The following is a 22,681-nucleotide window of genomic DNA, read 5'->3' as shown; positions in this document are numbered from 1 at the left end:
TTATGACGCTGTTTCACTATTTCGTCAAGCGCTACTTTCATATCTATAGCTAAATGAAGCGGTTGACAGCATTCGAAATATCAGGAATAATAACCAATGAGAAAGATTCTCAATTATGTCAGGAGGAAAGAAATGAACTTAAAAACAAAAGTATTCACCTTATCTAGCATGTTGCTGCTGGCTGGAGTATTGAGCGCTTGCTCCCCCTCTTCAGATAAAGAAACAGCTACAACTACCAATTCGACGACTTCATCCACCAGCACGCATACAGTCACAGATACGCTTGGACATAAAGTCGACATTCCAAACGCACCTAAACGAATCATCGGCAGTTACTTAGAAGACTATCTGATTTCCCTAGGAGAAAAACCTATCGCCCAATGGACAGTGGGCAGTGGTTCTATCCAAGATTATCTGCAAGATGATTTGAAAGATGTTCCAACTATTTCTTATGATCTTCCTTACGAGAAAGTATTAAGCTTCGAACCTGACTTGCTGTTGATTTCTTCTTCCGCTACTGTCGAAGGTGGAAAATACGAGCAATATAGTAAAATCGCACCAACTTATGTCGTAAAAAATGGAACAGACGTCACATGGGAAGAACAACTAAAAGATGTCGGCAAGGCTTTGGCAAAAGAAAAAGAAGCGGAAAAAGTCATTTCCGATTATCAAAAATCCGTCGAGAGCACTCGCGAAGAATTAGCAGATAAAATTGAGAACAAGACAGCTGCAGTGTTATGGGTGACCAATAACTCCGCCTTCATGGTCAGCAAAAATCGGTCAAGCGGTAGAATCGTATATGACGATCTAAAATTTGGTGTGCCTGATTTAGTAGAAGAAGTGTCCAAAGAAGCCACTTCTGACTGGTCTGCTGTTTCTTCGGAAAAACTAGCTGAATTAGATGCTGATTACATCATTCTTGTAAACAGTGATAAAGATGCTGCTATGTTCAATGAACCAAGCTGGAAAAATCTCAAAGCAGTGAAGGACAATCACGTACTGCAATTCGGCCCTGAATCTAGCTGGCTATATAATGGACCTATTGCCAGTCAGGAAATGGTCAATGATATCAAAGAAAAGCTAAACTGATTTTAACTAAAAAAGCATCTTCACGTTCATTCGCGAGATGCTTTTTTATTATTAAAAACTAAATACCCGGATATTATTCTTCTTTTGAAACAACCTTATTTCTTACTCTTTCCCATTTTTGAAAACGATGGGCATATAAATTTTCCTGATCCGTTATTCCCTCGTATTCCTCTATAAGAGCGAAGTCTGAAAAATCGATATCCCCAATATACGTATCTCCTTCAAACGTGCTATCAATCAATGTCCGCCAGATTCGACCGGTGTAAGGAAGAAGTTCTTGAAAAATCCGACTGCCACCCGAAACATAGATATCTTCTGAGATTGTTTGACTATACGCCAAAAGTTCATCGATTGAATGCATCACTTCTGCATTTTCTTTCGTGCGAAAGTTCGGTTGCGTTGTCAACACGATGATATGGCCATAAGGAAGTGAGAGATCGCCCATTCCTTCATAGGTCTTTCTTCCCATCACTAAGATTCGATCCATTGTATGTTCACGAAAAAAACGCATGTCATTTGGCAATCGCCACGGTAGCAATCCATTTTTGCCGATCAGACCATTCCTATCTTGTGCCCACATTGAAATAAACATATCATCCGCTCCTTATGATTTTAGATGGTTTGAGATAAAAAAAGTCTCAATTCTTTGACCAGCAAGGAATTGAGAACTTTAAAAACATTATTTTGTTTCACGGTGCAAAGTAACTTTGCGTTCGCGTGGGCAATATTTTTGTTTTTCCAAACGATCAGGATTGTTACGTTTGTTTTTGCTTGTTAGGTAGTTACGTTCTTTACAAGAAGTACACTCTAAAGTGATGTTTACGCGCATGTTTTTCCCTCCCATTTTTACAAGAATCCTCTAAGATGACTCTCAGACTTGATTATCTTACCATGATTTTTTCTAGATTGCTAGTGTTTTTCACGATTTTGTTAAGTAAAACTACTTGACGATAAATACAACGGTTTTACTTCTCAAACAAAATCTTTTCCTTTTTGTATAAATACCCTTACACTTGTTTATATAGATTATGTTTTTTAATAAAGGGGGATACTAATATGCCATGGAACATGAAGGACTTTCCTGCATCAATGAAAAACTTAGATAAACTGACAAGAAAAAAAGCAATCGACATCGCAAATGCACTGTTGGATGAAGGGTACCCTGATAGCCGTGCGATCCCAATTGCCATTGATCAAGCAAAAAAATGGGATGAAGATGCTAGTGAATCAGAAAAACGAACCTTCGAAAAAGAAAAAAATCCAAGCAAGACGGATGAACACGATACGAATCCTCGTGCCGGAAAACTGCTTGATTCAGATGTGATCGTAGAATATGAGGAAAAACAATGGATCGTGAAATCTAAAGGGGCAAAAAAGGCAAGCAACCATTTTGATACAAAAAAAGAAGCAATCGAAAAAGGAAAGCAAGTAGCTCAAAACAAACAATCAACTTTGATCATTTATAAAAAAGATGGGACAAAAGAAAAAGAAATCAGTTACTAAGCGCTTAAAAAGAAGCATAGAAACAAGGAGATCATCTCACATGCTTCTATGCTTCTTCTCATATTGTTGTTTCTTTTTTTATCAAACAGTCACATAGTCGATTGCTTCTGCTTGCGGAATCGTTTCATCGACAAAGTAAACTTTATACCATGTCAAGAAACTGAAGATCGTCCAGATTTTACGTTGTTCTTCTTTACGTCCTTCGTGATGGTCATCTAGCAACTTCATAATTTTTTCTTGATCAAAAAATTCTTTTGCAAAATCTGCTTCGAATAGTGCTTTGACTTGTTCGTAGCCGTGTTCTTCTTTCAACCAAGCTTTGATTGGCACAGGGAATCCTAATTTCACACGATTCGACCACTCTTCTGGAAGATGTTTGTTCGCAGCTTGTCTGAAAATATCTTTTGTGTTGTTTTGATTCAACAAGAACTTACTTGGTATTTGTTGAGCCAATTTCATGACTTCGATATCCAGTAAAGGTACTCGAACTTCTAGAGAACTAGCCATAGAAAGTTTATCTGCCTTCAACAAAATATCTTTTGGCATCCATTGATGAAGATCGACGTATTGCATCTTATTGACTTCATCTTTGATTCCTTCTGTTTTCTCGTAATGAACAGTCATGATCTCATTCACAGATGGCGCTGTTTGATATTTTGGCGTCAACACTTCTGATGCTTCTGATTCTTCGAACACTCGAGCATGCCCGATAAAATATTCTTTTGCTGGCGCAAGTGATTCATATAAATGGATACGTCCATGGAAATTTTTCATTTTTCCGATTTTACGTCCTAAATTATAGCGTGTCCCTTTTGGCAATTTTTTCAGTCCTTGCGCAATCACACGGATAAATTTTGAATTCGTGTGGAATCCATACGTTTGGTATCCCGCAAATAGTTCATCTGCCCCTTCTCCTGATTGAACCACCCGTACACTTTGTGAAGCGAGATTTGCTAAAAAGTACAACGGCACACAAGAAGGATTTGAGTCTGGTTCATCTAAGTGATACTGGATCAATGGGAATGCTTTAAAAGACATGTCTCCGTCGATTACAGCTGCCGTATTGTCTAAGTCCAACAATTCTGTTAGTTTTCTGGCTTCAATCGCTTCATTATAGGTTTTATCATCAAACCCAATTGAGAAAGAATGATCTGGTTTCAATACAGAGGTTACATAACTGGAATCGACCCCGCTGGATAAGAAAGAACCAACTTCTACATCGCTGATTGTGTGTGCTTCAATAGAAGCTTGAACAGTTTCGTCGATTTTTTCGATCCATTCTTGTCGGGAATGCGTTTCTTTTGTTTCAAAATCTGCATCCCAATATTGTTGAATGTCCAGTTTTCCGTCTTTATACGTATAATAATGACCTTCAGGCAAACGATAGACACCTTTGAAGAAGGTTTCACCGTTCAATGGAGAATATTGGAAAGTCATATAAGGTTTCAATGCTTCTTTATTCAATTCTTTATTAAAATCAGGATGAGGCAAAAAACTTTTGATTTCTGAACCAAACATAAATGTTCCGTTCATTTCTGCATAATAGTATGGTTTGATCCCAAAATGGTCTCTCGCACCGAATAACTCATTTTTTTCATTATCCCAAATAGCAAAAGCAAACATTCCGCGGATTTTTTGCAATAATTCTGTTCCCCATTCTTCGTAACCATGCAAAAGGACTTCTGTATCTGCATGTGTTTGAAAAACGTGACCAGCTGTAATCAATTCTTCTCTCAAAGGCTGATAATTATAGATTTCGCCATTAAAAATAATGATCTTTGTTCGATCTTCATTGTAAATAGGCTGAGTACCGCCCTCTAAGTCAATAATACTTAATCTTCTAAATCCTAAAGCAACGTGTTTATCGATATATTCCCCTGAACTATTAGGTCCACGGTGAACGATTCGATCCATCATTGTATTAATAATTGTTTTTTTGTTGTCCTTGTCGTTAACAAAACCTACAATACCGCACATTTAACTTTCACATCCTAATATAAAATTACTGTTTATTTCATCCATATGCATCTTAACATAGAATAAATAGCGGACGAATATTTTCTCTCTTACAGTTTCGTCACGTGAAAACAAAAGATGAAAGTTTCTGTTTTTACAGAAAATAAAGTCCCGATATCTAATTTACCATGTTTTCTTTTTTGAGGCTATCTTATTCTCTTCGTGTTAAAAAAATATTAGTGGATGCTGTTCAAAAAATAGCCTCCAAACAAAAAGACACGACCGAAATCGTGTCTAAACATGGATATATAAGGAAGGTACGGGATTTGAACCCGTGCACCACATTACTGCGGCTCGCCGGATTTCGAGTCCGGTGCATTACCACTCTGCCAACCTTCCGCAAGTACTATTTTTAAACTTTTCCCACGAAATGTCAAGCCTATTTCTAACAGATAAATAACAGAAACCGTTTTTTTACAAAAAAAGTCCATTGACAGTTTACAGCCAACGGACTTACCGATCAAATTCATCATGATAGAACACTATCTGATTGTTTCAGGATTATCTAGTGCTAAAATCGAGTCAATTGTCCGTTTGATCAGTGCGATGATTTGTTCTTCTGTTGGATGCATGATGTTTGATGACATCAATGATGCTAAGCCAGTCACCGCTACCCATGTACCAGTATGCAAGGCATCGATATAATCATCCGATAATTGATTGTATCTTTCATCTTCTTTAACTATTTCACGGAAATAGTTGTAAGAAAAATCATGTATTTTCTTTCCGTCCCCATGTTCATCAATGTACAATGCCATGTAAAGACTATGATGTTTCTTTGCAAAGTAGATATAGTTCAAACCGAGATCAATGATTTTATCACCCGTACGCTCAATAGGGAAAACATCTTCTTTTAGTTGTTCAAAGATCGAATCCAATAATGTATTTTTCAAATCTTCCATGTTTTTGAATTCCAGATAAATTGGCTGAGTCGAAATCCCCATCTTTTTCGCAATGTTTCTCGCAGTAAATCCTTTAAACCCTTCCTTTGCAACAACATCATAAGCAGCTTTTAGAATTTGATCCTTGGTATAGACTTTTCTTCTCATTAAAACTCCCCCACTTCTTTACTGCAGTATATGTTGTTTTATTGTACCCTATTTTTAGTATTTTTTGCAAACATTTTACTCAAAACGTTATATTTTAAATTTTTTTATCAGTCTTCTTTAACTTTTTTTGCAAAATTAAAAAAATTTGGTTAAATTCACTGGGTTCCCTTACATTTTTAGTTTTAACCTAAATGATAGTTGACCAAATCTTTCATTTCAAGTTATAGTTAAAGAAAACGAAAAAGAAGGTGTGTAATGGAAAACGAAACTGACGTTATTTATATTCATCCTCAAAAAAGAATCGTTTCACAGAAAAGAAAATATTTTTATCTTAGTTTTACAGGTGCTTTTTTTCTTTTTATTGGCTTAGTTTCTGGTACACCTGCCGCTAATTGGAGTGGTCTACTGACTATTCTCGCCAAGCAATCTTCTGACAGATTATTTTGCTTTGGGTGGTTTTGGAAGCGCATTTATAAACGTTGGGATCTTGACCTTACTTTCTGTGCTTGTGGCTTACCGGCAAAAGGTGATTTTAAATGGCCCCTTATTCGCTTCGATTTTAACAGTTACCGGTTTTTCTTTTTTTGGCAAAAACCTTTATAATTCAATCTCGATCATTTTAGGTGTATACCTGTATGCTGTATTTGTCAATAAACCTTTTTCTCAGTATATTATGATAGGACTGTTCGGCAGCGCATTGTCGCCGGTCGTTAGTTACATTACTTTTGGTATGCGCTTTCCTTTGCTAGTAGGAATTCTACTGGGAAATTTGGCTGGTATAGCAATTGGTCTTCTTCTTCTTCCGCCGTTAGCTGCTCAAACTTTAGTTTTCCATCGCGGGTTCACGCTTTATAATATTGGATTTACCTCAGGCTTGATTGCCATGGCTTTTACTGCTGTTTTGCGATTGTTCAGCTACTCAATCGTCGAGAATACATTGGTTTCCAATGAATACCATTCCCCTCTCGTCTGGATCATTTTCGGCTTTTTTTTGCTGACAGTCGGTTTTGGTTTCTATTATAATTCCTTTCGACTTTCGGGTATTCGAGAGATTTTCGATTCATCTGGTAAACTGACAACTGATTTCATTGCTAATTCTGGTATCGGTGCTACTTTGATCAACATGGGGCTAGTTGGTCTAATGCTTTCTTCTTATGTTTTGCTGGTTGGTGGTAAGTTAAATGGTCCTGTCATCGGTGCTATTTTATCTGCGGTTGGTTTCAGTGCTTTTGGTTGTCATTTAAAAAACAGTTTTCCGATACTAGTCGGAATTTTTCTTGCTTCTTTGTTTGGGACGTTTCATGAGATCACCAGCACCGGCATGCTCGTTGCCGCTGTGTTTGGAACAGGCCTCGCGCCCATAAGCGGTTTTTACGGCAGTTTTTACGGTGTAATAGCTGGTATGTTACATATTGCTCTTGTCCATAACGTCAGCACTTTGCACGGAGGACTCAATTTATATAACAGTGGTTTTTCAACTGGATTCGTTGCAGGTATCCTTGTACCGATACTAGATAACTTTACTGCTGTCAGAAAGGAAAAAAAGACACTTGGAAAAAGAATTATCAAAAAGAATCATCGATGAGCTTCTTACTTATCTATATTCCCACGAAATAACTGAAATACGTATTGGCGTAGAATTTGCTGAGGAGGGACTTTTCATAGAAATACAGGGCACAACAGAATCTCAGCCAGAAGATCTAGATGTACTTGCTGATTTGCTGAACAATCCTCGAGACCCTAGCATGGAAATCTACTATCAGGAGCTATTAGGTAATCCTCGACATGATCGGGAAGATTATCATCTGCTAGGTAGTTTGATTGACGATGTGGAAATCATGTATGCCCAGCCGATTATCAATATCAAAATTTTTCGGCGTGCTTCTCCTCGCCCTTATTATTAGCCTATTCTACAAAACAGCTTCATCCACCTAAAACAGCTCCTGAAAGTTCGATTAAAAATCTACTTTTAGGAGCTGTTCTAAGCTTGATATTATTGATTTTCCAATCCTTCGTATAATTTATCTGTTACAGGTTCTAAAAACTCTGAATTACCAGCAGTGATCGCCAAATGTTCAAACCAACTGTCTTTTGTCGCACCATGCCAATGTTTGATCCCTTTGTGCGTTACGACGACATCTCCAGCCATTAATCGTCTTGCTGGCTTTCCTTCTTCCTGATACCAGCCTTCTCCTCCGGTCACAAGTAAGATTTGATAACCGTCTGTATGGACATGCCAGTGATTGCGACAGCCTGGTTCAAAAGTTACATTACCTACACCAACAGAAATTTCGGGATCGTTTACTAACATATTCAGATAGCTTTGCCCGGTAAATACTTGAGCGTAAGCTTCGTTTTTTTCACCTGCTGGAAAAATCACGCCTTTTTGTATTTCTTCGTGTTTTGTCATCATTTATGCCTCTTTCTTATCTTCACTATTTTCTTCTAGATAGATTTCTTTTGCTAAACTAAAAGCCGACCAAGCTTTTGGCCACCCTACATAAAAAGCTAAATGGGTAATGATTTCTGCTATTTCTTCACTAGTAATGCCATTTTGCTTGCCAATTTTCAGATGAGCCGGCAATTGTTCAAAATTCCCTTCTGAGATCAAAGCAGATAGGGTGATGATACTACGCTGATGAGGAGATAATTCTTCTCTTGACCATACTTCTCCAAATAAAACATCGTCATTCAATTCTGCAAATTTTGGTGCAAACTCCCCCAATTGATCTCTTCCTGCGGTTTGTTTTTCTGCCATTTTTTTACTTCCTCCGTTCGTGATTGCTAGGTGATTCAAACACTGTTCTTAAATAACATCATTATCTATTGTTTCTTCGCATTTTATTTTAAGCCCTATTTTTTAACCTGTCCAATGCTTAGTTTACTCCATCAGTATGCTTTCCAAGCATAATTGTTAACGTTTTCTATCTTTTTTCTATTTTTGAAAAAACAAGATATTAAATAAGTCTTTAGTTGGATGTTTTTTTGAGATTATTCTTTTATACTTACAATGAACGTATGATGAACTTACAAAATTGTTTGTTTTCTGTCATCTTAAAAAGTGGCGCAGACAGTTGCTTTTCTAGTAAAGTATAGATACCAAAGAACCTCTAAGGAGTTGATGAATAATGAATATTGCTGCCTCTCGAAAACTGATAAACTTCATTTCCATTATTGGATTAGGTCTATCGATCGCGCTGACGATTTATTTTATTAATTTAGGTGTTTTCAAAGATTTGAATGCTTTAAGAGGATTAGTAGGTGATTCGATCATTTTAGGTCCGGTCATTTTTATCTTCATCCAAATCTTGCAAGTGGTTATTCCAATCATTCCTGGAGGAATCAGCACTGCAGCGGGTGTTCTGATATTTGGTCCTTATGCTGGCTTTATTTACAATTATGTTGGAATCTGTATTGGTTCGATTATTATCTTTCTTCTAGGACGACGTTACGGAAAACCATTCATTCTTTCCATGATCAGCGATAAGACCTATAACAAATATATTGGCTGGTTAGACAATCAAAACCGCTTTGAGAAGCTGTTTGCTCTAGCTATTTTTCTTCCTGTTGCTCCGGACGATGCGTTATGTTTGATGGCTGGATTGACAAACATTTCAATGAAACGATATACACTGATTATTTTGATAGCTAAACCACTATCGATTTTCTTATACAGTATGGCTTTGATTTATGGAGGACAATATCTAAGTGGTCTTCTTGGTTAATATTTATTTTGCAAAATCAGTTATTGATTGATTACCAATGTTAATTCTGGGAAAGGATCTGCAAGATACATTGCACCCTTTCCTTTTTCATTGGATTTGCGCTACAATGTGAAAGTAGGTGATAGGATGAATTATTTGAAACGTAGCTTAGGCAACGCGTGGGATTTTTTGAAAGGAACACAAGCTTATTTCCGTGATGTCTTGCTGATGCATGGCTTTATTTTATTTATTTGTTTACCCTTATTGAGCAGTACGACTCGTTTTATTTTGCACCGAGGAGCAATTGACTATTTGTCTTATGACAATATTCCTTTGATTTTCTCTCAGCATCCTGGAGTTCTGCTGTCGTTAATCGCCGTTTTATTGACGATTTTACTATTGGTTTATTTCGAATTTGCATTTCTTTTGATGAGTGTCTTCTTTATTAAAAAGAAAGAACCCGTTTCTTTAAAGCAGCTCTTGCACTTGACGATACTTCAACTGAAGAAAGTGAGACCTATTACTTTTCTGTTTTTTCTTGCTTATTTTTTATTGATTCTACCGATCAGCGGGTTAAGTTTCAATTCTGATCTACTGTCAAAAATAAAAATCCCTGCTTTTATCATGGATTTTATTTTTGCTAACCGTTGGATCGTCGTCAGTTCCTTTTTACTCGTTTACATTTTTCTTGGCTATATTGGGATTCGGCTGATTTTCGCTTTACCTGAAATGATTTTACGAGATCGACCTTTTCGAGCATCCATTCGAGAAAGCTGGTTGCTGACCAAATCACGTCTTTTTGCTATCACGGGGCAATTTATCGTGATTGGCGGTACGATTTTACTTCTTTCTTCTTTGGGATATATCGTTGTTATTTTGGCACAAAGTGTTGTTGAAGAATTTTTCCCGAATTACGCATTGATCAGCGCTGTATTTGCGATGACGCTTTTACAAGGAATTTTATTATTCAATATCGTGATGTCTACTGTAGGAATTTTTTATATCATCGTTGATTTCATGGATGACGAAGGTTTCTTACCAGAGATTCCCAAGTGGTTTACGCCTCAAACGTCCAACGTGCATTTATCTGCGCTGAAAAACACTGGTTTGACCCTTTTTGCAGTTTTTTTCGGTATTGGCGTTTGTCTTTACAATATGGATTATCTGACTTCGGCAGTTCAGACAAAACTAGTGACTGTATCTCACAGAGGTGTAAGTACGCAAAATGGGGCGCAAAATACTTTAGAAGCACTTGAAAAAACAAGCAGAGACTATCATCCTGATTATATAGAGATGGATGTGCAGGAAACAAAAGATGGCCGTTTCGTAGTGATGCATGATGCAAATCTTCGTCACTTAACTGGGGTAAATCGAACACCACAGGATTTGACGTTGAAAGAATTGACAAATCTTACGGTTACTGAAAATGGGTTCCAAGCCCCTGTGTGTTCTTTTGATTCTTATTTAGAAAAAGCGCATGAATTGAACCAAAAATTACTTATTGAGATTAAGACCTCTAAAAAAGATTCAGATGACCTGGTCGAACGATTTGTTCAGAAATACCGCAAAGCGATTTTAGAGAATCATCATATTTTGCAAAGTTTGACGTACCAAACTGTTTCTGATTTAAAAGAAGCAGAACCAAACTTTTATGTGGGCTATATCTTGCCTTTCAATATCGTTGGGCCTCCCGTAACGCCTGCTGATTTTTTGACAATGGAGTATAGTACGATCAATCGTAACTTCATTAATTCTGCCCATCAAGATGGAAAAAAAGTATATGTATGGACGATCAACGATTCAGATGCTATGAGTCGCATGATGTTTTATGGTGTGGATGGTATCATAACCGATGAGATGGGACTACTAAATGAAAGTGTGAAACAAACAGATGAAGAAATCACTTATTCAGACAAGCTACTAAATTTTGTTTTGGGTGTTGGCTAATCAAAAATCGTTAATGAAATAAGTTTTTATACAACAAAAAACGCATAACCTGTTACCGCAGGTATATGCGTTTTTTGTTTGACATTCATAACGTGTCCTTAATTATCTCTTGATTCCTTCATCGCACGAACAATAGCTAAAATAGCAGGAATTGCAGAGATCACTGCAATAATAATTCCCATTTTCCCTGAACTTTTTCTTTTAGGCATATCTTCTCGCTCCCTTCTGTCTTTATTTATATTATAAGGGAGTTCTTGCGAATTCTCAAAAATACTGTTTAAGAAACCAATTCAGCAGGTGTACTAATATCACAGAATTTTACGAGCATGCGGTACTTGCTTTCATAAATGATTGGATAGTCTCGTTGGTCATAACTTTCAACATACACGACAGCCGTGTTGTTATATGTACGTTCAATACAGCCAATTAGTTCGTGAGATACGCCAATCGGTTTGCATATATAAGATCTTCCTACTTCTGCTTTTACCATTTCATTCCCTCTTTTCTTTGTTTTTCTTTATTTTATAATAACAAATCTTCCTTCAATTGAAAACGTTTTATTTCATTTTTTTATTTTTATTTGATTTATTTTTTACTTTTTAGATAACTATTTTCTTATCATAATTCTAGATGTTGTGACAAAAACGTTTGTTTATATTCCTATGTTGTTCGTGTGTTCTTTTCATTATCCTGCTAAATTATTTACAAGGGGTGAGTATATGATTTATATCCAAGCAATAGTCTTTGTAACGTTGATGGTTGGGCTACTTATTGGCTTGAAAGAAAACAGCTGATTGATTTAAGAAAAAATAAATAAGAAAAGTGATAAATGCTTTTTAATTGCATGAAAAAACGGACGATGCTAAACTTGTTATAGGTTCGAAAGTTTAAAGGAAACTTTCAAGAACTGAATTACATTACAAAGGAGATGAATTTTATGACGTTTACAAAAACAAATATGCAATACCGCGTAGCCTTTGATACAACTTCTAACCGTTTTATGGCGATTGATGCACAAAACGAAAATAACGTTGCGTTTGGTATTACAATTGAACAAGCAGTCCGAGCATTAAATGAATCTAGATAGGGAGTGACCCATTCCAAATGGCGACTGATGAGATCTCGGAAAATCAATAGAAGACGTTTGTAACGGTGATCCGCGACAGACGTCTTTTTATATTTTTTACATACATTTGGTCATTATATCTGTCATTTGTTCTTGACCTAAACAAAAATATAGTTTTAATATCAATTATCGTCGCTTTTTATGACAATTTTGTTAGCTGTTTCGATGATGATATTTTGTTATGATTTGTATAATATTCTATAGAATAAAAATAAAAAAGGAGAATTTTCATGAAAAAAATTTTAGGGTTAATCGTTATCGTATTGATTGCTTTTATAGGTTGGAAAGGCTGGGACTACTATCAGTCTACTTATGTAGGAAAAGATTATTATGCAGTAATCAAAGCACCGATGCCTGCAGAAACTGATATTAAAGCAGATAATGGAGAAGTAATTGGAAAAGGGTTTAAATATAACGTAGATGCGTACGCTGAAAACGGTGAAAAAAGACAATTGGATTTTGATGTCATTACTTCTGGCGACTCTGCTAATGGTTCTGCTTATCCCGAAGGAACAATCTTGCAGTTGAAAGCAAGCGAAAAGCGAATTATAGAGAAAAAAGTAATCACTAGCGATAAAGTACCTTCATCTGTAAAAGACAAATTAGGGCTATCTTAACACTAAGAAAATATCGCAAAAAAGCACTCGAAGTGAGTGCTTTTTTACTTACTGATTTTAGAAAAAAATAGAATTGGTCTTCGAAGTCACTTTCCTGTTCTTCAAGTCCTTAACTAAAGAACAAGGCAATGAATCGATTCCCATACAAACAAGAGGCTGGGACAAAATTCTTGTCACAGCCCCCTTTTTCCGAATAAATGGTGCCGATATGTGTTAAGTACCTAAATGGGTACCAGCTTTCATTTTAAAGTCAGCATGTTTCTATCACTAATTATTTAAATCTAGTGAAAAACCCTTATCTTACAGGCGTTCGTTCAATTCTTTGGCAAGGTCTTCAAAGCCTGGTTTGCCTAGAAGTGCGAACATATTTTTCTTGTATCATATATACATTTATTACTTTTTTTCTCTTTTATACCGTTAGAAAACGCCGAAATATCAGCATTTTATCTATCTCTTGTTTTTTCTATCTTTTCTGATTTTTAATATCACTATCACCAAAGCTATCACTAGTTTTTCTATTATTTTTACTTTTTTATATGTATATTGAAACAGGAGTTAGAAAAATTAATAGAAGAACGAAAAAAGACCTCAACCAAATTTAATTGCTGGGGTCTTTTTATAAGAAGAAATGCATATTATCGTTTATATATTGTCAATACATATTCAGGAAAATCTATTTTAGGGTTTACAATAAGAACGTTTGTTCGTATACTCTTTTTGAGGTGAACTTTATATGTTAATGGAAGGAAAAACACAATTATGGTTTAAATTTGATCCTTCGAACAAATTCATTAAAGACTTTCACAAAGTATGGGATTCAGAAGTTTTCTTTTTAGCAATCGAAGATAGCTTATTAATCAATCTCTACTATTCTAATAAGAACTACTTTAAAATTCCTGCTGCGAAAACTAGAATGAAGAAAGATGTATATTTTTTGTTTGATATCGTGACTGACGTGCCAGACGCACGGAGCGATCATCGGCGTTATGACTATATAAAGTATACTTTCGTTGATCCAGAAAGGTATATAGATTAAAATAAGTTACCTAAAAAGGACAAATACAAATTTTATTATCTTATTTATAGTAAGAAGATAATTTAAGATTGCGAAATACGATACTATTTGTAATCTATAGTATCAGTCCTATAAAATAAACATCTAATTAATTACTCTAGATCCTAATTATAAGCCTTTTTTCTCACTTTTTTTCAAAAATATGGTATGCTTCTTAGTGAATTCAAATATATGGTATGCTTCTTAGTAAATTCAAATATATGGTATGCTTCTTAGTGAATTCAAATATAAAAGAGTTTAAAGCGTAATACACTTATGGGGAAGTGGTTTGGGGTGCGCTTTAAACTCTTCTTTATTATTATCTCACAGCATGCTTAAAAGGTCTATGTCTATGGATTAAGTTATGTAAAAAAGTGCCTCTTTAAACGTCCTAAAATCCAAACAAGGATAGCATAATATACACTATCGTTGATCCAGAAAACAGGTAAATAAATTTTGCAAAAGCAATAAGTTAAAAACATTACAAAAAAGACAAGGATATCACATCAAGAAAAAATGTTTTGAAAATATCTTTGCCTTTTTGTATTATATCTATATTAAATAATCAATCACAACACATTAACTAATTTATATATTTAATTTGTTGTTTTTCTATAATTGGATAACTAATTAACTTATGACTATCTAAGTCTTCTTTATTCATATCAATTGCAGTAATTTGACTGTCTTCATATGTTCGATAATAATAGATTCCTTTGTCAACATTGCAACAAGAAGAATAAATTGTATATTCATATTTTCCATCACCAACATCACACAAACCTTTTTGTTGTTCTACTGAACCTAAGATATGGAAAAATTGACTAATACTTTCTGACTCTGAATCTCCAGATACAGAATTCAGCTTCGTAAAAGTCGCTTTAACAAAACGAGATACTGAGGATAAATCTCCAGGCAAGCCTATCCCTCCCATACCGCGGCTATAGGCATTCAAACTTATTTGATTTGAAAAATTATTTTTAGGAGTTTCACTCGATAAGACACGATAATTGTTTAAATTAAATAATTGATAGTCAAATGAAGGATTATTGGTAAGAACGCCCACAGGGTTATCATATATATGAAGTCCATCTTTCATACTTTCAATGACAATTGATTTTTCTTTATCAGCTAATAGCCAATGTAAAGGGGATAAAGGAAGTTCATCACTATAATTTATATTTGCTAAATTGATATTTTTTAACAATTTTTTAGCTTCTCCTACTGTTGAGCATTGTCCTAAAATCCAAGGAATAAATTCAAAAGGAGATACATTGTCTTTCCCTTCTTGTATTTCTTTATAATCAGCATACCCAGAAAAATTTAGCCCAGCCATACTCAATCCTTTTTCATTTGTCGCATCGTAATAAAGAGGGTAGTCAGCTATACCAGCGGCAATACCAATCATTGCATAATGAGTATCCAAATCATTTACCTTTCGAAAATTCAACTTATAATTTCTTGGAGTAACAGTGACTACTTCATTGTAAGATATTTCATAATCAAAGTTCCTTCCAAAATAATGATCACTTGTTACATAAGTAATAGACGTACACATAGTTTATTCCTCCTAAATATTGTTCTGTCCACGTTCATTTTACTCCAAAGTTTTCCTCATTTCAAAAGAAAATCACAGAATACACGAAGAAGCGTTTCTATTTGTATAAACTATATCAAAGTTCTATACTTAAATTATCAAATAAAAAGGACGTGAAGTTAAATGTCAAATTTAGAAAACAAAGAAGAAAAAGTTGTAAACAAAATTGTTTCTGTTGTCAATAAACTGGATAAAGAGTTAGACGAACTTGATACGTTATCTGAAAATCCAGAAAAAAAACATAACCTAAAAAAATGGTTAGTTGAACGAAAGGCTATTCATGAAATTAAAAAAGTTCTTCATGAAGCTGATAAATATGAAAAATATGATGAAAAAGAACTTGATAAAGAATTTAAAGAAATCAATGACTTATTACTATAATTGATTTATACGACTCATTTTTGAGTCGTCAGACTGCAAACAACACTCTAAATTTAGGAGTTTGTCTACAGTCTGAATAAATTTTAAATTTATTGTCCATAATGTTATTATGAATTTATAGCATTAAGAAAAGAGATAAGACTTTACATTTTTTTAGGAATGTAAAGTCTTATCTCTTTTCTTAATTGTAAAATTAGTATTATCTGCACTACTTTCTAATTAAATAAATTTTTAGTTATTAACTTGATTAAAATCAGAGATAATATCATTTAATTCAGTTTGAAGGGTTGTAACGATTAAATGGAAATTTTCTTCATCTGTTTTATTATATGGGGATGTTTTCGTTATATATAACAACTTTTCTTTTTCAATTTTCATTAATAACTCTGTCGAAGTCTGTACTTTATCTTGATAATTAAATGCAGACATCCCACTTTGTATAATTGTAATTATTGCTGAAGCAATTGAAACAATCAATAGTAAAGACCTGTGTTCGGAAGCCTGATCAATTAATATTGGGATACTAGCTGATAAGACTATTTTTATAATATTTCCGATACCAATTACTCTATTATAAAATCGAATTTCTTTTTTTAATCTATCGATTGTAGAATCAATAGATTCGATAAACGCTTTTTGATCCATCATTTTCTCTCCAATCATTTTATTAAAATCATTAACAAAAATATTATAATAGGATTTAAGTAAGTTCTAACTAATCACACATAAAAATAAAAAAACATTTGTATTTTATCAAAGTTTTATTATACTTGTCAATTTGTGTACATCCTAAAATATAAGCTATTTGTTTACTTCTGTAGAATATATACTTTGTTGTTAGATAAGTTGCACATGTTTATAGAATCTAAATAATAAATTTTTATGTACCGCCCCTCAAAGAGGGGGGAATTTTTTATCGTTGTGGAATATTTAAATACCAACGCTTGTCATGAAAATCTTGTGCTCCACCCTTAGTATTTCCTTCTGGATCGTTTGTCGCACGCATCATGACGTATACTTTCTTATTAGGGAAATCACGCATATTGAAAGATACATGATAGCCAACATTTCCTAAAGTATTATAAGCTTGATTTACGTCTGGTCTATAAATCCCATCAGCTCTTACTCTAGCTAGTTCTTTTCCAGTATTGTAGTCCATAATGAAAATATACTCGTATTTATAATTAGCAATGTGCCATCCAGCTACATGCAAGTTTGCGTTTTCGATTTCTCCGAACTGATCAATGTGGGCGTAATTTGTTCCATCTGTCAGCGTAGAATTTGCAGCACCTGCTCTAGTTGGATCAATGACTGGTTTATCATCTGAAGTAGTTGGATTATCATCCGTAAATCCATGAGCTAAATCATAGGCTAGTTTTTCTTTACTTACACCCATTTCAGAAAGATAACCGTAAGGATCTGTATGATCGCCCCAAATATTTTGTGTTACCCATAAATGCGATTTGATTCCTGGTTGGTTATAAGGCGTGTCTAATGTTAATGGAATACCATATTTCATTGCTGAATCTCTTGCCAATTCAACGTATACTTTATAGTTCTTTTCAAAAGTTTCTTTATCATGTGTGTGTTGTAACTCGATTTGCACAGGACTATTTGCATTAGCATATGAACCAGCGCCATACTGCACATAACCAGGTTGTCCAACTTGGTAAACAATTCCGCCGTCTCCCACAATGTAAGCAGTATAAGCGCTAGTCCATGAACGTTGCATATACTGTGCTTCATTGCGTCCTGTTGCTGTTTCGTTAGCCGTTTCATGCAGTAAAATGTACTGATTATTTGCTACTTGCGAGCTGCCTTCATTTGCGCCCAAATTAAATTCATTGTTGATCGTATAAGCAAACCCATTAATTGGCAATAAAAAAAGAGCCGTTAATAGGCTCATCGCAGTAATAGTAATTTTCTTCTTCATTTTTTTCCTCCTATTTTTTCAAATTATAAGCCGACACACCAGTGATAACACCTAAAAACGTCGCTACTGCATTGATAGTCAGAACTGTCATATCTGTTCCATTCCATCCATATGCTTTGCCTAGTGTTGCAACTAATACAGATGTAGCCGGAAGTACCGTAAGTACCGCCCACTTAATGATTTGATAATATTTATCAGGTAAGATCATCTTTATTCATCTTCTTTCTATTTTTATCGAGATGTTTCCCTAAATAAAGTTTTAATTTGTTGTGTGTGTTCTACCAATTTTTCTGCATGTGTATCTAATCTTTCATCGTGTTTCTTTAGTTCTTCATGAATCATCAATCGATCTGATTTGCTCGATTCTAAATCTTTTGTTAATAGTTCCAAGTTGTAACTCACTTGTGATAGTGTTTTCGTAATTTTTGTAAATGATGCAACAATCGGTCTAATTACTAATAAAATCAAAGAAACGATAGCGGTTATTGATCCTGCTATCGCTCCCCATTCCCCTAAATTAATCATATTGCAACTCCTTGTATCAAAACTAAAAGCACATCAATTAAGATGCACTCTCTTCATTGTTAATAATTTTTTCTGCTTCTTCGTCTGTAATGCATAGCGGAACGAACTGTAGAACTTGATCGTCAGTAAAACAGCCCCAATCATACATCATTTTCACATCGCTAAAACTAAACATACTACTCACCTCCCTTTGAAGCTGGATTTAATTGCTCTTTAATTTCTGCAATATCCTTGCTGTTTTGAATCGAAGCAAGCATCATTTTTGAATTGATTTGTGCTAAACTATCAGCTTTTTCTTTTAATGCAGTGTTTTCCTGTTTAATTGCTACATCATTTAGCATGAGTTTGGCATTGAGCTGTTTTAGATTGCCGTTCTCGTTTTCCAGTGCCTCGTACACTGCTTCAAGATTATTTAGCTTATTGTGATCCAATACATTCGTCAAAACAATCCATCGGTTTTCTTGCGGATCAAATAATTGATCATTAATTGTTAAAGGCTCCCCATCTGAACGAATTCCTTCTAATAGTGGGACATCAGTAAACGGGACAGTCATAACCATATCATCTAACACTTTTCCGACATATTCCCCAAGTTGATCATCTGTGGCACATTTGATGATGTGAACTAGTCTCGGCCTTGCATCAAGTACGATGTTTATTTTTTCTTGTCGTGACATGTAAAGCACTCCTTTCTTAGTTAACTAATAATTTGTAGACAATTGAAACAATAATAGAAAGTAATATTGGCAAAACAATCGTACAAAATTTACCTTCAAGAAAATCCTTATCGTTCTTTTTCATTTGATCACCTCTCCATGTGTCACTTTGTTACTTTGTTGATTAAAAAAAATAGTCCAATCAAAGGATAAAACAGTGGCAATTTTCATAGCTACAAATGGACTAGGACTTCTCTTGCCACTCTCAATCATACTATAATAAGAACGCTGAATTCCTGATCTTTTAGCTACTTTTTCTTGAGTTAGATTTTGTTGCTCTCTTTTTTCAATTAGCCATTTCCTCATCATATACCTCCTATTTAAGTGTCATTTCGTTACAAATACATTATAAGTAACACATAGTTACTTGACAATGCAAAAAGTAACAAAAGGTTACTTATTTTTAGATTCATTTATACGTAACAGCGTGTTACCATTTATATAGAAAGTGGGTGTCGAAATGTTTCCAGAAAAAATCAAAGAATTGAGGCTTTCAAAGAAAATGACGCAACAAGAAGTTGCTGATAAGTTAGGAATTACTCGCCCTGCTTATACAGCCTATGAAAGTGGAAAGAGAGAGCCTGACTTTTCTATTCTTCAATCTTTAGCTAATATTTTTGATGTTACTACTGATTATTTATTAGGAAGAAATAAAACGCCAAAATGGGCCGATGAAAATGATTTAATTGAATTAGATAAAATGCTCGATTCCAACGTTAACATGGCTTATGGTGGTGAAACATTAACAGATGAAGAGAAACAACGGGTAAAAGATGTTTTGACAGGTCTATTTTGGGAATTTAGAAAAGAAGACAAAAGTAAAGAGAAGTGATTTTCTATGGAGATGGACGTAATTAGTCTAGTTGGCAAGCTGAAGCAAAAATATAATTCAGCTAATCCCTTTACTATTTGCGAAAAAATGGATATTCAGATTAGGTATGTTCCTTTTTTGAATAATCCAAAGGGACAATTTCAAGAACTGTTAGGGCGTTCGGTTATTCTTCTAAATCACGAACTAAAGTATTCTGAAGAACGGTTCTATATTTGTGCTCACGAACTAGGTCACGCAATTTTTCATCAAGGTTTATCTAGTTATTATGTCTCTACTCGATCCTCCAGAAGCAAATCAGAAAGCGAAGCGAATTGCTTTGCCGCCAATCTTATTATTTCTCTTTATAAAGAAGATAATGATCAATACCCTAGAAAAATTGAAGATTTAACAAATTTGTATGGACTTCCTAAAAATTCATATAGATTTTTAATTTAATTGGCGACTATCACTACCTGCCTTTAAGTGGGAGTAAATATATTTTTATTGTTATGGAGGAAGAAATGAAAAAAATAGTTGGGTTAGGATTAATTCTGTTCTCTAGTATTGTACTAGGAGCATGTGGAAATAGTAATTCAAATTCTGATACGCCTAAAGAAACAACCACTGCGAGCTCTACAATGGTTTCTCTTGAATTCAGTAGCTCTGTGGAAAAAAAGACTAATCTTCTATCAAATGATTCAGATTTCGGAAAAATAGCTGATAATGTACCTGATGGAGAATCCATAGAAGTACAAGGTAAACAAGATTATTCAACCAATTTTAATGATAATTCTTGGGCGGGTGTTAACCTAAATATCGATCGGGTCTCAGTTGTGAAAACTACTGATATCAAAGACTATTCAGATAATCAATACAATGGTTTTGTAGCCGTGCATTACAACATAGATAATACACAACAAGATGTATCTATATACCCTAATCAAGCCACAATTGTAACTGACTATGGTGAGCAAGTTGATGATGGCGGAGTCTTTAATTATGATTCATGGGATGGTGACTTCATGAAAGGAACAAAAAAAGATGGTTGGGGCATCTATCCTTTATCAAAACTTCCTGTTGCATCTTCAATCAAATCTCTTCGATTGAAGATTGATTCTAGCTATGAAACTGATAATTATGATGATGAAAACTCGTATCACACATATGATATTAACTTAAATTTACAATAAAGACTGGCCTTCGGGCTTTTCTTTTTAAACGCAAAAGAACATAAGTTCGTATAAAAACTCTGCTAATACGACGATTTTCTAAATATTCGTTCAAATAACATACCTCCCCTAAAATATTCTTATTATTAGGAATGAAATACGAAAGGATTGGTTTTAATGGCTTCCATTAAAAAGTACTATTTAAAAAAATCAAAAGAATATCGTTATGAAGTCTATATATCAAATGGAATTGATCCTGGTACTAAGCTACAGAAAAAGATTCATAAAAAAGGGTTTAAAAGTCATGAAGAAGCAGAAAGATTCGCAAAAATTGTCGAAGGCGAAATAGCTTCGGAAGAATATACACAAAAAAACCCTAAAAATTTGACTATAGAAAAGTTTATGGACGATTGGATTAATAACTATAAAATGAATGTTAAAGAAGGAACAAGAATTGTTCACAGAGCAAATATAAAAATGTACATCAATCCATATATTGGAAAATATAAACTAGATAAATATACTAGAGCTGATCATCAAAGATTCATCAATCAGTTACTTACTAAAAAGGGTTTGGGGAGAACTAAGGAAGGTCTCTCAGTAACAACAGCCAAAAGTATTAACGCCACTCTTAGCAATGCTTTCAAAAAAGCTATTCAGTTAGGATATATAAAGAATAACCCTACTAGTTTTGTTGAGTTTCCAAGAAATCCATCTGATAAAAAGAAAGTTAAATATTATACTTTTGATCAATCTGAACTATTTCTCGAATTTGCCAAAAAAGAAAAATCATTTATATGGTATCCCTTTTTTCTTATTATATTTGATCAAGGATTGCGAAAATCAGAAGCTTTAGGGCTTCAATGGGCTGATATTGATTTTTCTCAGAATACACTTAATATTAATCGTGAACGACTTGGGGCTGCTGAAAAAGGACCTAACAAAGGTTTGATTATTACAGATGACACAAAAACCCCATCTGGTACACGATCATTGCCTATGACAAAACGAGTAAAGAAAGCCTTATTGACTTTAAGAAATCAAGTAATAAAAGAATTTGGTTTTTTACCTGAAACAGATGACCACGAAGCATTTATTTTTATAAATACTTACGGTAAAAATAAAGGTATTCCAATAAGAGATCGAACCGTTAACGGTGCTTCTCATAGAATTGAAAAACGTGCCAGTCTCCCCCACATAACTGTGCATGATGGTAGACATACTTTTGCAGCTAGAACGAGACAAGCAGGAATACCTTTAGAAGATATCAAAGATTTTTTAGGTCATAAAGATGTTTCTACTACACAAGTCTATGCCCATATTTCTCCCGAAGTGAAAAAAAGATCAATGAATCAACTAGAAAACTATATAGAAGAGCAAATAAAAAAGCACTCAAATTGAGTGCTTTTTTTAAGTTCACTATCACTAAAACTATCACTAATTT

The 22,681-nt window shown here is 34.4% G+C and carries 28 protein-coding genes, 1 tRNA gene and 1 pseudogene; 14 read left to right on the top strand and 16 right to left on the bottom strand.

From position 1 onward, the window contains the following. The first annotated feature begins 132 nt into the window (after nt 1-132). Nucleotides 133-1,089, top strand: a complete 957-nt coding sequence (locus AB3I27_RS00220) for an ABC transporter substrate-binding protein (RefSeq protein WP_002344363.1) — start codon at nt 133-135, stop codon at nt 1,087-1,089. 73 nt (nt 1,090-1,162) lie between these two features. Here the strand turns inward: AB3I27_RS00220 and AB3I27_RS00215 are convergent, their stop codons facing one another. Continuing rightward, on the bottom strand, nt 1,163-1,681 hold the full coding sequence (locus tag AB3I27_RS00215) for a dihydrofolate reductase (protein WP_368022875.1): 519 nt from the start codon (nt 1,679-1,681) through the stop codon (nt 1,163-1,165). An 87-nt stretch (nt 1,682-1,768) separates the two neighbouring features. Continuing rightward, on the bottom strand, nt 1,769-1,918 hold the full coding sequence (gene rpmG, locus AB3I27_RS00210; RefSeq protein ID WP_002296119.1) for a 50S ribosomal protein L33: 150 nt from the start codon (nt 1,916-1,918) through the stop codon (nt 1,769-1,771). A gap of 227 nt (nt 1,919-2,145) precedes the next feature. On the opposite strand from rpmG, the gene AB3I27_RS00205 reads away from it, so the two are divergent. Beyond that, nucleotides 2,146-2,592 (top strand): DUF2188 domain-containing protein, encoded by a 447-nt coding sequence (locus AB3I27_RS00205; protein WP_002308858.1) that lies wholly within the window; start codon nt 2,146-2,148, stop codon nt 2,590-2,592. A gap of 81 nt (nt 2,593-2,673) precedes the next feature. Here AB3I27_RS00205 and asnB read toward each other — a convergent pair whose 3' ends face one another. The 3 genes from asnB to AB3I27_RS00190 form a co-directional block, all read right to left on the bottom strand. After that, nucleotides 2,674-4,569, bottom strand: a complete 1,896-nt coding sequence (gene asnB, locus AB3I27_RS00200) for an asparagine synthase (glutamine-hydrolyzing) (protein WP_002308857.1) — start codon at nt 4,567-4,569, stop codon at nt 2,674-2,676. A 290-nt stretch (nt 4,570-4,859) separates the two neighbouring features. Further along, nucleotides 4,860-4,947, bottom strand: a tRNA-Ser gene (locus tag AB3I27_RS00195). A 143-nt stretch (nt 4,948-5,090) separates the two neighbouring features. Beyond that, on the bottom strand, nt 5,091-5,657 hold the full coding sequence (locus AB3I27_RS00190; RefSeq protein WP_010727129.1) for a TetR/AcrR family transcriptional regulator: 567 nt from the start codon (nt 5,655-5,657) through the stop codon (nt 5,091-5,093). Nucleotides 5,658-5,912: 255 nt separating this feature from the next. On the opposite strand from AB3I27_RS00190, the pseudogene AB3I27_RS00185 reads away from it, so the two are divergent. Together AB3I27_RS00185 and AB3I27_RS00180 are read left to right on the top strand one after the other, a co-directional pair. Further along, nucleotides 5,913-7,242 (top strand): annotated as a pseudogene (locus AB3I27_RS00185) (DUF1576 domain-containing protein). After that, on the top strand, nt 7,208-7,561 hold the full coding sequence (locus AB3I27_RS00180) for a hypothetical protein (protein WP_002308854.1): 354 nt from the start codon (nt 7,208-7,210) through the stop codon (nt 7,559-7,561). The pseudogene AB3I27_RS00185 and the gene AB3I27_RS00180 overlap by 35 nt, the downstream one beginning before the upstream one ends. 89 nt (nt 7,562-7,650) lie before the next feature. Here AB3I27_RS00180 and AB3I27_RS00175 read toward each other — a convergent pair whose 3' ends face one another. Then, a complete protein-coding gene (locus tag AB3I27_RS00175; RefSeq protein ID WP_070872396.1) occupies nt 7,651-8,070 on the bottom strand; it encodes a cupin domain-containing protein in 420 nt (139 codons plus the stop codon). After that, nucleotides 8,071-8,415, bottom strand: a complete 345-nt coding sequence (locus AB3I27_RS00170) for a carboxymuconolactone decarboxylase family protein (protein ID WP_002308852.1) — start codon at nt 8,413-8,415, stop codon at nt 8,071-8,073. Between the two features lie 370 nt (nt 8,416-8,785). On the opposite strand from AB3I27_RS00170, the gene AB3I27_RS00165 reads away from it, so the two are divergent. Next, the gene (locus AB3I27_RS00165) at nt 8,786-9,382 is read left to right on the top strand and encodes a TVP38/TMEM64 family protein (protein WP_002308851.1); all 597 of its coding nucleotides are present in this window, start codon (nt 8,786-8,788) and stop codon (nt 9,380-9,382) included. Between the two features lie 126 nt (nt 9,383-9,508). Further along, nucleotides 9,509-11,308, top strand: coding sequence for a glycerophosphoryl diester phosphodiesterase membrane domain-containing protein (locus AB3I27_RS00160; RefSeq protein ID WP_104760040.1), 1,800 nt, complete (start codon nt 9,509-9,511; stop codon nt 11,306-11,308). A gap of 277 nt (nt 11,309-11,585) precedes the next feature. Here the strand turns inward: AB3I27_RS00160 and AB3I27_RS00155 are convergent, their stop codons facing one another. Continuing rightward, nucleotides 11,586-11,798: a hypothetical protein gene (locus AB3I27_RS00155; protein ID WP_002308849.1), complete on the bottom strand. Its 213-nt coding sequence runs from the start codon at nt 11,796-11,798 to the stop codon at nt 11,586-11,588. A gap of 447 nt (nt 11,799-12,245) precedes the next feature. Here AB3I27_RS00155 and AB3I27_RS00150 point away from each other — a divergent pair, with 447 nt between their 5' ends. The 3 genes from AB3I27_RS00150 to AB3I27_RS00140 all read left to right on the top strand — a co-directional run bounded on the left by AB3I27_RS00150 (nt 12,246) and on the right by AB3I27_RS00140 (nt 14,087). Further along, nucleotides 12,246-12,395 (top strand): hypothetical protein, encoded by a 150-nt coding sequence (locus AB3I27_RS00150; RefSeq protein WP_002293931.1) that lies wholly within the window; start codon nt 12,246-12,248, stop codon nt 12,393-12,395. A gap of 269 nt (nt 12,396-12,664) precedes the next feature. Next, nucleotides 12,665-13,051, top strand: coding sequence for a YxeA family protein (locus AB3I27_RS00145; protein WP_002308846.1), 387 nt, complete (start codon nt 12,665-12,667; stop codon nt 13,049-13,051). 733 nt (nt 13,052-13,784) lie between these two features. After that, nucleotides 13,785-14,087 (top strand): DUF5960 family protein, encoded by a 303-nt coding sequence (locus tag AB3I27_RS00140; protein ID WP_002308844.1) that lies wholly within the window; start codon nt 13,785-13,787, stop codon nt 14,085-14,087. A gap of 601 nt (nt 14,088-14,688) precedes the next feature. On the opposite strand, the gene bsh is transcribed toward AB3I27_RS00140, so the two are convergent. After that, complete coding sequence (gene bsh, locus AB3I27_RS00135; protein ID WP_002287105.1) at nt 14,689-15,663, bottom strand: choloylglycine hydrolase; 975 nt, start codon at nt 15,661-15,663, stop codon at nt 14,689-14,691. Nucleotides 15,664-15,825: 162 nt separating this feature from the next. On the opposite strand from bsh, the gene AB3I27_RS00130 reads away from it, so the two are divergent. Next, complete coding sequence (locus AB3I27_RS00130) at nt 15,826-16,083, top strand: hypothetical protein (protein ID WP_002295273.1); 258 nt, start codon at nt 15,826-15,828, stop codon at nt 16,081-16,083. A gap of 231 nt (nt 16,084-16,314) precedes the next feature. On the opposite strand, the gene AB3I27_RS00125 is transcribed toward AB3I27_RS00130, so the two are convergent. From AB3I27_RS00125 to AB3I27_RS00095, 7 genes are all read right to left on the bottom strand, one after another. Further along, the gene (locus AB3I27_RS00125; RefSeq protein WP_002305693.1) at nt 16,315-16,746 is read right to left on the bottom strand and encodes a DUF4231 domain-containing protein; all 432 of its coding nucleotides are present in this window, start codon (nt 16,744-16,746) and stop codon (nt 16,315-16,317) included. A gap of 250 nt (nt 16,747-16,996) precedes the next feature. After that, entirely contained in the window at nt 16,997-18,016 is a 1,020-nt protein-coding gene (locus AB3I27_RS00120) for an N-acetylmuramoyl-L-alanine amidase (protein ID WP_104760459.1), read from the bottom strand. Between the two features lie 10 nt (nt 18,017-18,026). After that, a complete protein-coding gene (locus AB3I27_RS00115) occupies nt 18,027-18,224 on the bottom strand; it encodes a phage holin (RefSeq protein ID WP_002314481.1) in 198 nt (65 codons plus the stop codon). Nucleotides 18,225-18,247: 23 nt separating this feature from the next. Further along, nucleotides 18,248-18,541, bottom strand: a complete 294-nt coding sequence (locus tag AB3I27_RS00110; RefSeq protein WP_002308840.1) for a hypothetical protein — start codon at nt 18,539-18,541, stop codon at nt 18,248-18,250. A 37-nt stretch (nt 18,542-18,578) separates the two neighbouring features. Beyond that, nucleotides 18,579-18,716: an XkdX family protein gene (locus tag AB3I27_RS00105; protein WP_002334791.1), complete on the bottom strand. Its 138-nt coding sequence runs from the start codon at nt 18,714-18,716 to the stop codon at nt 18,579-18,581. Between the two features lies 1 nt (nt 18,717). Further along, nucleotides 18,718-19,101, bottom strand: coding sequence for a hypothetical protein (locus tag AB3I27_RS00100; protein ID WP_231601506.1), 384 nt, complete (start codon nt 19,099-19,101; stop codon nt 18,718-18,720). Nucleotides 19,102-19,338: 237 nt separating this feature from the next. Then, a complete protein-coding gene (locus AB3I27_RS00095) occupies nt 19,339-19,563 on the bottom strand; it encodes a helix-turn-helix domain-containing protein (RefSeq protein ID WP_002320146.1) in 225 nt (74 codons plus the stop codon). 154 nt (nt 19,564-19,717) lie between these two features. Here AB3I27_RS00095 and AB3I27_RS00090 point away from each other — a divergent pair, with 154 nt between their 5' ends. The 4 genes from AB3I27_RS00090 (at nt 19,718) to AB3I27_RS00075 (ending at nt 22,638) form a co-directional block, all read left to right on the top strand. Further along, entirely contained in the window at nt 19,718-20,089 is a 372-nt protein-coding gene (locus tag AB3I27_RS00090) for a helix-turn-helix domain-containing protein (RefSeq protein ID WP_002320147.1), read from the top strand. Nucleotides 20,090-20,095: 6 nt separating this feature from the next. Continuing rightward, nucleotides 20,096-20,524, top strand: coding sequence for an ImmA/IrrE family metallo-endopeptidase (locus AB3I27_RS00085; protein ID WP_002320148.1), 429 nt, complete (start codon nt 20,096-20,098; stop codon nt 20,522-20,524). Between the two features lie 65 nt (nt 20,525-20,589). Then, nucleotides 20,590-21,258 carry a hypothetical protein gene (locus tag AB3I27_RS00080; RefSeq protein ID WP_002320149.1) on the top strand — a complete coding sequence of 223 codons (669 nt, stop codon included), beginning with the start codon at nt 20,590-20,592 and terminating at the stop codon, nt 21,256-21,258. A 156-nt stretch (nt 21,259-21,414) separates the two neighbouring features. Continuing rightward, a complete protein-coding gene (locus tag AB3I27_RS00075) occupies nt 21,415-22,638 on the top strand; it encodes a site-specific integrase (RefSeq protein WP_002320150.1) in 1,224 nt (407 codons plus the stop codon). Nucleotides 22,639-22,681: the final 43 nt, after the last annotated feature.

The organism is Enterococcus sp. C46 (genome assembly GCF_040887565.1).
In the GTDB taxonomy this organism is placed as follows: domain Bacteria; phylum Bacillota; class Bacilli; order Lactobacillales; family Enterococcaceae; genus Enterococcus_B; species Enterococcus_B lactis.
Note: the sequence above shows the minus strand (reverse complement) of the source record. Positions and strands in the feature narration are given on the sequence as shown.